The organism is Sphingobacterium shayense, assembly GCF_013179575.1.
GTDB lineage: Bacteria > Bacteroidota > Bacteroidia > Sphingobacteriales > Sphingobacteriaceae > Sphingobacterium > Sphingobacterium shayense.
In genome coordinates this window covers 1-11,068 of record NZ_JABMCQ010000150.1, presented here as the reverse complement: position 1 = coordinate 11,068, position 11,068 = coordinate 1, and the positions used below count along the sequence as shown (strand labels likewise).

The 11,068-nt window shown below is 39.6% G+C and carries 10 protein-coding genes and 1 pseudogene; 8 read left to right on the top strand and 3 right to left on the bottom strand.

Features of this window, described 5'->3' with window-relative positions:
* A pseudogene (locus HP439_RS19435) lies at window positions 1-382 on the bottom strand (hypothetical protein); the annotation flags it as partial.
* 400 nt (window positions 383-782) lie between these two features.
* Here HP439_RS19435 and HP439_RS15025 point away from each other — a divergent pair.
* The 8 genes from HP439_RS15025 to HP439_RS14990 all read left to right on the top strand — a co-directional run bounded on the left by HP439_RS15025 (window position 783) and on the right by HP439_RS14990 (window position 10,032).
* Window positions 783-3,884 (top strand): ligand-binding sensor domain-containing protein, encoded by a 3,102-nt coding sequence (locus HP439_RS15025; protein WP_172391157.1) that lies wholly within the window; start codon window positions 783-785, stop codon window positions 3,882-3,884.
* A 5-nt stretch (window positions 3,885-3,889) separates the two neighbouring features.
* On the top strand, window positions 3,890-4,690 hold the full coding sequence (locus HP439_RS15020) for a response regulator transcription factor (protein WP_172391156.1): 801 nt from the start codon (window positions 3,890-3,892) through the stop codon (window positions 4,688-4,690).
* Between the two features lie 294 nt (window positions 4,691-4,984).
* On the top strand, window positions 4,985-5,221 hold the full coding sequence (locus HP439_RS15015) for a hypothetical protein (protein ID WP_172391155.1): 237 nt from the start codon (window positions 4,985-4,987) through the stop codon (window positions 5,219-5,221).
* A gap of 130 nt (window positions 5,222-5,351) precedes the next feature.
* Complete coding sequence (locus tag HP439_RS15010) at window positions 5,352-5,621, top strand: hypothetical protein (protein ID WP_172391154.1); 270 nt, start codon at window positions 5,352-5,354, stop codon at window positions 5,619-5,621.
* Between the two features lie 18 nt (window positions 5,622-5,639).
* Window positions 5,640-6,614 (top strand): TolB family protein, encoded by a 975-nt coding sequence (locus HP439_RS15005; protein ID WP_172391153.1) that lies wholly within the window; start codon window positions 5,640-5,642, stop codon window positions 6,612-6,614.
* Window positions 6,615-6,631: 17 nt separating this feature from the next.
* Complete coding sequence (locus HP439_RS15000; protein WP_172391152.1) at window positions 6,632-7,240, top strand: hypothetical protein; 609 nt, start codon at window positions 6,632-6,634, stop codon at window positions 7,238-7,240.
* Window positions 7,241-7,288: 48 nt separating this feature from the next.
* A complete protein-coding gene (locus HP439_RS19685) occupies window positions 7,289-9,316 on the top strand; it encodes an ATP-binding protein (protein ID WP_172391151.1) in 2,028 nt (675 codons plus the stop codon).
* A gap of 104 nt (window positions 9,317-9,420) precedes the next feature.
* Window positions 9,421-10,032, top strand: coding sequence for a response regulator transcription factor (locus tag HP439_RS14990; RefSeq protein ID WP_172391150.1), 612 nt, complete (start codon window positions 9,421-9,423; stop codon window positions 10,030-10,032).
* Window positions 10,033-10,102: 70 nt separating this feature from the next.
* Here the strand turns inward: HP439_RS14990 and HP439_RS14985 are convergent, their stop codons facing one another.
* Window positions 10,103-10,735, bottom strand: coding sequence for a hypothetical protein (locus HP439_RS14985; RefSeq protein ID WP_172391149.1), 633 nt, complete (start codon window positions 10,733-10,735; stop codon window positions 10,103-10,105).
* Between the two features lie 188 nt (window positions 10,736-10,923).
* Window positions 10,924-11,064 (bottom strand): transposase, encoded by a 141-nt coding sequence (locus tag HP439_RS14980; protein ID WP_425501376.1) that lies wholly within the window; start codon window positions 11,062-11,064, stop codon window positions 10,924-10,926.
* Between the last annotated feature and the right edge of the window lie 4 nt (window positions 11,065-11,068).

The following is an 11,068-nucleotide window of genomic DNA, read 5'->3' as shown; positions in this document are numbered from 1 at the left end:
AGTACACTTCGGGGGCCCAGAACCACCGTTCCCCCCAAGAATCATTGGGTGATAATGCTAACCGCGGATAACGCTTCCAATATTTAAGATCATGTGATACATATACTTCAAACCCATTAACCCGTGTTCCATAGGCATAATACTTCCCTTGATGATACAACACAAAAGGATCAGCAAGAGGTAACTTATCATCTATGACAACTTTTATCGAATCGGCGGATACCGTGAGGTAATCGACCTTTTTTGAACTTCGTCGGTCAGTCTCTACGGTCGAACCCTGACGCTCCTGTTTTTGATCAAATACGCCGCATTTGCCAATTGATAGATGCGGTAGCAAAACACCGAAAAGTAAACTTTTAATTATCAATAAATTGTAACTCATAAAACACATTAAAAATCCATTTAAAGCAACGCTAGAGGGCTGGTTTATCCTCGATAAAATAAAGATGCGTCATCAATCTTGTATGGGTAAGCAATAGCTACCTTCCTGCGAAACGTTACTGGTCTTCGCGCTCCACTTTCGAAGGTGTTAAACGCAAAGAATCATGAACCTTCTCCAACAAGTTATCGGCAATACAATTTTACGCAACCGCAAGTTAATTATTTTATATAATCGTATCAGTTTGTTTCATAATTGTATCATTCGTTCGTTGCACCGTTATCCAATTATTCTCCTTAAAAAAGTTTGAGATTTGGCAAAAACGGCAAAAAATGAGCTTTCTAAACGATATGACCTCTCTTTACAAAAATTATGGTATTTTTAAAATATAACACCTAATTACATGTTTACGAAGCTATTGAACCTATTTTTATTTTGTCTTTCTGGGATAACTTTGTCAGCATCTCCATATTACTTCAACCACTTTCAAGTGAACAATGGCCTCTCGAACAATGCCATCTTATGCAGTGTGCAAGATAAAAATGGCTTTATTTGGTTTGGCACTCGAGATGGGCTGAACCGATTTGATGGTATTCATTTTAAAACTTTCCTCCACGAATCGGAAAACGAAAAAAGCTTGGGCAGCAACCTCATCCATAGCCTAATGGTACGGAATACAAATGAAATTTGGGTGGGAACAGATCAGGGTATATATATCTATAACCCCCAAAAAGAAGAATTTTCTCTTTTTGATAAAATCAAAAAGCAAGAGACTCTACAAATTGAAGAAGACCGGAATGGCAATATTTGGTTTATATGCAACAGTAGACTCTATAAATACGATCCAAAAACCCAGTATCTCGATACTACATACGCCAGGCGGTGGAATGAGGTTACTCACGCTTTTTGCATCGATCACAATAACGAGGTTTGGATAGGGCTAAAAAAAAGTATCTGCAACCTTAAAAGCGGAAAACGGTATCTTTTTTCAAACAACAAATCATTCCTAGGAAGGGTAGAACGACTGTTTACTGATCAGAATAATAACATTTGGATTGGAACATCCCAGCAAGGGCTATTCCAATGGGACAGAAAAACGGAAGAATCGCGACACGTCATTAAGAATACGGGAAATAAACCTCTCTATGTGCGGGATATAAAGCAGATCAACGACAACCAACTATGGATCGCTACGGAGAGCGGGTTAGTTTTACATGAGATAAAATCTAATACCACCCAATTTATTCTCCACGAAAAAGACAATCCATGGAGTCTTTCAGATAATGCCATTTATACCGTTTTAAAAGATAACCAAGATGGGATATGGGTTGGTACATTTTTCGGCGGAGTAAATTATTTTCACTCCGAGCATAACGTATTTGAGAAGATATTTCCTCGCAACTCTCGAAATTCCATCGTCGGTCACGCGGTTAGAGAAATTGTTGAAGACAAGGAGGAAAACCTATGGATTGGCACCGAAGATCAAGGGCTGTCGTTCTGGAATCAGAAGACTGATGATTTCATAAATTTCGGATCCGACTCCCCTCTCGCTCATACAAACATACACGGCTTACTAATCGCTGGTGATAGCTTATTGATCGGCACCTTTTTTCAAGGGCTTGATGTTATTGACATACCTAAAAAGAAAGTGATAAAACACTTTGACTCCAACAATACGAACCATGCCTTAAAGAACAATTTTGTCTATCATATTTTTAGAACATCAAATGGCAAAATTTTGCTATCAACAGGTCCTGGCGTCGTCGAATTTCTTCCGGGTAAAGATCAATTTATACCGTATAAACGAGTTCCGGGCCATGTCTTTTTTACATCTATCTTTGAAGATAACAAACATACGTTATGGTTCACCACGTGGCGTGACGGATTGTATAAACTAGAACCGGGGACGGAAAAACCCATACGCTTTACTCATGATCCGAAAAATAACAAAACCATTAGTAGCAATCGCGTTAATCGTGTGTTTCAGGATTCCAATGGTTCAATTTGGATTGCAACCGAGAGTGGGTTATGTCTCTATGAAAGTGACCAGTCTTTTAAGCGCTTTACTACGAAAGATGGATTACCAAGCAATCTCATACTGGCGATGCAGGAGGATAACTTCGGACACCTTTGGATATCCACGACCAAGGGCTTGGTGAAAATGGATACCCGTACTAGTCGAATTGAAACATACAGCCTGGAACACGGATTATTAGACTTGCAGTTTAATTACAACTCTGCATTCAAAGATTCCCGCGGATGGCTATACTTCGGCGCATCAAAAGGGTTGATTCGCTTCAATCCATCTTCAGTCACAGACCTATATAAAACGGACTTCGACACCCCTATCTATATTACCGGCATTCAAGCAAACCAACGCGAATTGACTCCCCATAGCAAAAATGACCAGCTGTCGCAATCAATACTCTATACAAAGAGTCTAAAACTCAAACATGATGAATCAACGGTTAGTCTTGATTTTGTTGCATTAAACTTTGCTTCAGCGAGCTCTACCTCTTATCTCTACCGGTTAGTAGGACTAGACACGACATGGACATTTTCGCAAAAAGATACAAAAGCAAATTTCACCAAGATTCCACCGGGGAAGTACACCTTTGAAGTGATGGCGGCTGATGCGAATAGAATGCCGATTTCAAACATAAAATCTTTGGAAATCGTAATACTTCCCCCTCTTTGGGCAAGTGTTCCAGCATATATTTTGTATGGCGTACTAGCCGCCAGCCTAATAGGATGGCTTATCAAACGCTATGACCAAAAAATAAAGGAAACGAATCGGAGGCGACTTGAAACGATAAAAAATCACAACGAGAAAGAGCTATACAAAGCCAAAATGGATTTCTTTATGCACATTACCCATGAAATCAAAACGCCATTGACGTTGATTAAAGGTCCTCTAGAAAAAATAATAGAGGGGAATACACCTGAAAAGTCAGAAAAGTGGCTAAAGACAATCCACCAAAATACAGACCGACTCCTTTTATTGACTGATAATCTATTAGATTTCCGAAAAGTAGAAAGCAGCCACTTTTCACTAAACCTTAAAAATCACTCCATCAGCTCTCTTTTATCTATATGCTTGCAAGACTTCGAGCCTTTAATAGAAACCAAACAACTCAAGGTCAGCAAATCCGTGCAACGTAGGCTTTACGCCAATGTCGACATAGAAGCGATGTATAAAATACTTTCGAATTTGCTATCGAACGCAATTAAGTATGCCGATAATGAAATTCACATCAATTTACATACAATACCCGATCGAGATTTTTTCCGTATCGAAATAATGAACGACGGCGTCTTGCTTTCGGATGAAGATAAGTCGTTAATCTTTGAGCCATTTCAACGGGCCAGCAAACATTACCGTATTAACGGTTCAGGCTTGGGATTAGCCCTAGCTTCATCCTTTATATCGTTACACCGAGGGACGTTAGCGTATAAAAATGATTCAAAAAATTTAAATATATTTGTTATAGAAATACCTTTATAAACACTATGCTCCCTACAAACGTCGATACGGAAAAATCCATTATTTTGTTAGCTGACGATCATGTCGACATCTTGGATTTTATTGCTGATAGTTTAGAAGACAAATACGAAGTCCTAAAAGCGACTAATGGACGAGAAGCATTGGATTATGTTCATCTGCATCATATAGATTTGGTAGTAAGTGATATCATGATGCCTGGATTATCCGGCTATGAGTTTTGCGCCAAAATGAAAGAAGATGAAAAATACAATCATATTCCCTTTATTATGTTGACGGCAAAAACGAGCTTACAATCGAAAATTGAAGGACTGGAATTTGGCGCTGATGCCTATATTGAAAAACCATTTTCACCAAATTTCCTAGTCACACAAATAGCAAATCTGTTGCGTAACAGAAAGTATATACAGGATCACTTTCAGCGTATGCCTGAGAGCGTATTGGATTTCGACGGGCATAACAAGGCTGACCAGGCTTTTTTAAAGAAAATCAACAAGCATATTTTAGAAAACATGGCAGACTCATCCCTATCTGTTGATATGTTAGCAGATCGATTAAATATGAGTAGACCTACTCTTTATCGCAAAACAAAGACACTATCAGGCCTATCTCCCAACGAACTTATAAAATTAACTAGATTAAAAAAGGCTACGCGGCTATTATTAGATGGCGAATATATGATCTATGAAATTGCGGATATTTTAGGTTTTAGTACCGCGTCACATTTTTCTCGAAATTTCCAACAACAGTACGGTGTTAGTCCCAAAGATTATGCAACCAAACACAAATACGATAACAGCTGCGTCTGATTTGTAAAGCGTGTCCAACAAAAGGAACATGGTTGATGCCTGCTTACAACCATATTTTCATAACGCTCCAATCATCCCGTATGCCTGAGGCTTGCGGACAACGCTTGACACCTATGATTTCCTATAGTGCAGAAACTTAATTCGCGTAAAGCGCTTAGAAAAACACGTAACTGCAAAGATAAATTCTTTAAAAGTTACCTCGAATAAATCCCAAATTCATTAAAAACAAACGCCTTATACTCAGAAAAACAGGGAAACAAAAGCGTAGGCTTTGATATTGGACTGTTGTTCCATATGAACCCTATTCACATTTCGGGTTATTTTGTCATGCGAATTTTTAGCCTTAAGGAACAGGAATATTTACGTTTCTACCTTCACCGTTTACAATATTACCTCGCGAACCATTTGGATGGTAGCGAGCAGACGTTTCTTGCAAAAGTTCTGGAAATTACCGCCAAGGACATGAAATCACGGGAAATGCTACCAGCTTTGGGCGATTTATACTTCCTTCGAATTGGAATTTTTCACTAATAACAATTGCTGAATCAGCAGCCACATGTATTTCCGGGTAAATCTATATTAACACCATAGTGCTGTCTTATTGAATCCTTTTCTCAAATATATTGAAATTAAGCAGTAAAAAATATATTGAAACGATTATTTGAAAGTTCGAGTGATTGAACTGGGAATTACAATCGGAAGTTTGTCGATAATACGCGAAAGAAAGGGGAACTCCCTAAAAGTCACCCACATTCATCCTAAATACCGAAAGCTAGAACAGTCACTGATAGAAGCGGTGGGGTTTCCCAGGCCACAGATGGACGAGGGGAATTACTACTTTTTTCAAGTGAAGGCATTTACATCGCTGCCTAAATATCCTAGTTTTCGTGGATTGACTGCCTTTTTACGGTACGTTACCTTTGATTGGTAAATTTAAAGAACGACGGACATGAAAAATTTCACGACAATCCTTGCTATTTGCATATGTGTATTAATCACTTTCGCAGCATGCTCTAAAGATGGAGATGTAGAAAATGGAGGAAATCAACTGTATCCCAGGGAATTGAAAGGTACGATTTATTACGACTGGGCTACCAAAGGTATTCTCAAAGTAAGTTTACCGGATGGCGTTGGTGGTTCTTTTATTCCTGACGATTCCAAACTGAATAATTTTGATGTATCACGTGATGGCAAACTGAAACTGAACGTGATAAACGCGAGTAGTCTGGGGAAATATGATAACCGATTTACTTTAAGTGATATTGCCGATGGAAGTATTGTGGAAGAGTTTATTTACAATAGCCCCGGAGGCAACACCTATTGCAAAGGATTTCTTTCCCCTGACAATAGTTTAATTATGGTCACATCCACCGATAAAGAGGATGGGATTACTATTTTGAAAAGAAACGGTGAATTTGTCCAACGTATCCTTAATATCAATGGCGAACGTTTTGGTTTTAATGATTCCCGATTGTGGTTGCCTAATAATTCCTTGCTGATTATGCATGGTAAATACATTATTCGACTCGATCCCCCTTATACATCAGGAACATTGGTCAAGCAAATGGACTATCAAGAGTGGGGCAAATTGGATGTTAATCAACAAGGAACCCAGCTTGCATTACAAATTGCCAACCATGTTTATACGATGGATATCGACGGCTCAAATCTAAGGCAAGTAACGACAAGTAATTTTAAAGAATCAAGGCCTTTGTTTTCTCCTGATGGGAAATACCTGCTGATTGGTAGTGACTACAGACAATCGGGACCGCTAGGTTATATGTGGGACATGAAAATTATTCCAAATGATGGAAAACAATATAATGTTGATCCATTGGAACCCAATTCACCTGGCGTTATTCCAGTGATCTGGAAAGGGAAAGATCGAATTGAAACTGGTGGAGGGCGAATGGTCTGGCGCTAGTTTAAATAGACAGTGAGATGAAAAAAATAGTGCTATTAATTGGATGCATTCTATTTTTAGGATGCGCTAAAGAAATTGATGAAAATACAAACTTTAAGAATTTCACGGGAGAATATGGAGGAAAACCCTTTAAAGGCTCAGTGACGCAGGTACTTACGGGGAAAGGTTTTGAAGATATGAGCTGGGACGGTGACGGAACGATTACGCTAATCGAAGCATCTGATGATTCCGTATCTGTCATTTTCTTGGCGAATTTCGGAAAACTTGGCGAACTTAATTTCAAAATGCGCGGGAAAGTCGATGGTCTTAACTTTCGAATTGAGGAAGATGAATCGGCATCTTTCTTCCGTATCGTTAATGAAAAAATAAGTGGCAATTCCGAAAGCGCGGCGCAGGATATGCGCTTTGACGGAACGATGCAAAGAGAGCAGGCGAAGATGACCGCCCAGATTTACTTCAAAGAAGCAAGTGACCCGTTTCCCAAAGGATCTACGCTGCGTTTAAATTTTAACACCAAGCGCAAAGTCATGATCAATGATGATGGTGATGTATCCGGTTGTCAAATGCGTGTAGTTCCAATCTGGACTCCCGATGGCCTAGTCATGGGCATGGTTCCGAATTGTTAATAGGGTATTTTACGTATATTACCATGATAAACATTAAAAGTATTGCACGTGTCGAAAACAATAGGATTACTTATTTTATATTTTTTATCGACAGCTACTCAAGTATATTGCCAGTCTGAAAATCAACTCGTTCGATATGGTGATAGCCTGTACCGGGAGCTTAATCATATAAAAAAACCGGAAGAAAAGGCGGTGTCCCTGCTCGACCTGAGTTTCTTCTGGTCTGATCATGATACCAATAAAGCTCTACAATATATCTCTGAAGCAGAAAGTCTGCTGGGAACAAAAATACAAACAGATTATTATAGGGCGTTGATCGCTTTCTATACAGCTTCCGCCTATTTTGACGAAGACCCTAACAGGGCAAAAGACCTGTACATGGAAGCGGAGAGATTGCTGAAAAATACGGATACAGGTCAAGAAGTAAACACCGTTCGTTTTCGTGCCCGTCTCTGGGGAAGCTATGGCGCGCTTTTGCAACGTGAAGGTAAGGCAAATGAGTATGTCGAGATTTTATTGGATAAGGTGATTCCATTGGCTGAACAGACAGGCGATATTACACTTCTGGGCGCTAATTATCAAAATGTTGCTATGAACCTGATGAATCTACAGGAATACGCAAAAGCAGATCAATATTATCGTAAAGCTTTAAGCTTACTCCGGAAAAAAAAGGCCCCGGAAGAAAGACTGACCCTCTATGTCAATGCAGCACGAAATGCTTTGTTTGCGAAGGAATACCGTCAATCCGAAAAGTTGCTCGATACGGCCTCCAGGATAGCAGGCCACATACCAAATTCTGTCTATATCCCCATGTACCATTCCGTATCGGGCAGTTATTATGTTGCTACGAAAGACCATAAAAGAGCCCACGAACATTTTTCCAAAGGCCTTGTTGCCGCAAAAAGGCAGAAGAATGACGAGCTCATTGCTACAGTTCTCTATGATCAGTTCAAGGCATATCAGCAGAATGGACAAAATAGCGAGGCAAAGGGAAAATTGTTGGAAGTGCTCCTGTATATAGAACAAACACAGTCTTTAGCGAACAAACAGATGGTCTATTACCATTTAGCAACGACAACCGTTGCATTGCATCAATATGAAGAGGCAGTCAAATGGTATGAAGCGTATAAGATTGTTGCCGACAGTCTTTTCACAAACAAAAACAGAGAACAGATCCTGGAATTGGAACATAAATACCGAACGACTGAAAAAGAAAAGGAGCTTTTAAAGATAAAATCCCAACATCAGGAACAAGCTTTTGCCTTACAAAAAAATCGGAGTATCGCCATCGTATCTGTTTCGCTGTGTATGCTTCTTGTTGTATTGGGTTTTACCTGGTATAGAACGCAGAAGAATAAAAAAAGATTATTGGAACAAAAGGAATTGCTGCTGCAAGAAGAGCTTAAAAATCATCGCCAAGAATCGAAGATCAATCTATATAATGCCATGTTGCAGGGCGAAGAACGGGAGCGAAGCCGATTGGCTAGAGACCTGCACGACGGATTGGGGGGTATGTTGGCTAACGTAAAAATGAAGCTTTCGGCCGTTACGGATTATATAGATATACCGGAAATTGATGCTGAAACCATCACAGATCTGCAATCCATCATACGTCAGCTTGACCAATCTGTAAACGAATTACGTCGTGTATCCCGTAACCTCATGCCGGATTCACTATTATATAGAGGCCTTGAAGATGCACTGAAAGATTTATGCAAAAGCATGACGCAACCCCATATGTCCATTGATTTTCAATCTGCGGAATTACGTGGAAATTATTCCCATCCTTTTCTGATTTCGGTGTACCGTATTGTACAGGAACTGCTGACCAATGCGCTGAAACATAGCGAAGCTGATCAGGTATGGGTCCAATGTTCGGAAGAGAACGATATGTTATATCTCTCCGTCGAAGACAATGGTAAAGGGTTTGAACAAAGCACCGGAAATGGAGACAATAAAGGCATGGGGCTATCAAATATCCGTAACCGCATTGCATTGTTAAACGGACATCTCGAAATAGATACGTACCCGGGAAAGGGTTTGTCATTTCACGTTCAAATACCTACCCATAAATAACTGAGTGTAACGAGCTCATGAACCATAAGAAACGAGTTCATGAATGCCATTTAAAATCAACCGGAATAAATAATTCCTTAAAAATAAACACGTATATGAATAATATGATTTCGGTAATAATAATAGATGACCATCCATTGGTATTGAATGGGTTCGAGTTTATCCTCAATAATCATGAGGATATAAAACTCCTGCATACATTTACCAATGCAGGAGATGCCCTGAGATTTCTGGAAACCAACAAGGCAGATGTTGTTTTAGCTGACATCAACATGCCGGAGATAAACGGTATTGATGCTACATTGGCCGTTAAAAAAAATCACCCCAAAGCACAGGTAATTGCGATAAGTAATATCAGTGAAGGTAGTATTGTGCAGCGCATGCTGGATGCCGGAGCTTCCGGATATCTGCTCAAAAATGTTTCTGCCGGTGAGCTCATAAATGCTATCCATGCCGTAATGAGGGGTGATAAGATTCTGAGCGCTGAAATAGAATCCATCATGAAACAACCGGAAAGCACTGTTCCTAAAATTACGCAAAGAGAGCACGAAGTACTCCAATTAATGGCAGTTGGGAAGACTACCCCCCAGATTGCAGAACAAATGTTTATCAGCCCGCTCACTGTGGAAACCCATCGAAGAAATCTATTGCAAAAATTTAAAGTGAGCAATTCCGCCTCGTTGATTCATAGAGCAACGGAAATGAAATTCATATAAAAACCCTGTTTTTCGTGGATAAGCAAAAAGGCTACAAATCAATTATTTTGAACCATATAGCACATATACGTTAATCATGACATACTGGAACTCGCATGATATCAACTCCGCCATTATAAATATTAAATACAGATCGGTTTTCCCAGACAATCGTCCTACAACCATTAGCATCTTCGTTAGCATCGCCACTTGAATGAGAAAGGTCAAGATGGATAACAACAATTGATCCGGCCGTTATACTCCCCTGTTGCTTTAAATATTTTAATTTAACATCTAGCATGATCCTATCTGTGAACAGTTGCCCATCCCAAGACACTTCCTGGTCGCCTGCCTGAACACTTCCCGACATAATACCATTTTCCTGGATTGCAAAGCTACCTGAGTCAAATTTGGCAGACCAGGCTCTGTCTGATTGCTTTCCAGGCATCCCAAAACTGAATCCATCTCCGCTAGTCAGTTCACAAATTAAAGTCAACGTTACACTATCTCCCAACACACTACTTAAACTAAAACTTCCTTTTCCGGGCACTGACGGGAATGCCTCGTATCCATGCAGATAAAGAGTAGATTTCGCACTTCCTAGATATGCTTTATCAGACATCCGCGCCACAAAGTCGTCTGTAGTTGTTCTCTCTTCGTTACCCTTTCCGCATGAAAACAGCAAAACCAGCAAAAGTAAATAGAGATTCCTACAATTCTTCATAACCGTATGATTTTATCATCTAAAGATATATGCATTTTGCTACCACGACAATACCTGAAAACTACTATATTTCTGCCAATCTATTTTTTGTTTAACTGATACACTTTCGTACGGTTCCTTAGGATCATGTACAAAAGTTGTGGACGGAATTTAAAAGGATCATACCGAAAAGTTGAGGGGCTAGATTTTTAAGCATATAATTTCACCACCCGATATAGGAAGAAAGTAGTGTCTCTAACACCTCGGAACACACTTCTAAAGGCTTTCAGTTTTGCATTGAAGGATTCGGCTGAAGCATTCGTACTACGATTATCGAAATAATGTAGGATTTCC

Excerpts from the sequence above, each read along its gene's own strand:
- HP439_RS15025 (WP_172391157.1), top strand. The coding sequence starts at position 783 with ATGTTTACGAAGCTATTGAACCTATTTTTATTTTGTCTTTCTGGGATA.
- HP439_RS15020 (WP_172391156.1), top strand. The coding sequence starts at position 3,890 with ATGCTCCCTACAAACGTCGATACGGAAAAATCCATTATTTTGTTAGCT.
- HP439_RS15015 (WP_172391155.1), top strand. The coding sequence starts at position 4,985 with ATGAACCCTATTCACATTTCGGGTTATTTTGTCATGCGAATTTTTAGC.
- HP439_RS15005 (WP_172391153.1), top strand. The coding sequence starts at position 5,640 with ATGAAAAATTTCACGACAATCCTTGCTATTTGCATATGTGTATTAATC.
- HP439_RS15000 (WP_172391152.1), top strand. The coding sequence starts at position 6,632 with ATGAAAAAAATAGTGCTATTAATTGGATGCATTCTATTTTTAGGATGC.
- HP439_RS14990 (WP_172391150.1), top strand. The coding sequence starts at position 9,421 with ATGATTTCGGTAATAATAATAGATGACCATCCATTGGTATTGAATGGG.
- HP439_RS14985 (WP_172391149.1), bottom strand. The coding sequence starts at position 10,735 with ATGAAGAATTGTAGGAATCTCTATTTACTTTTGCTGGTTTTGCTGTTT.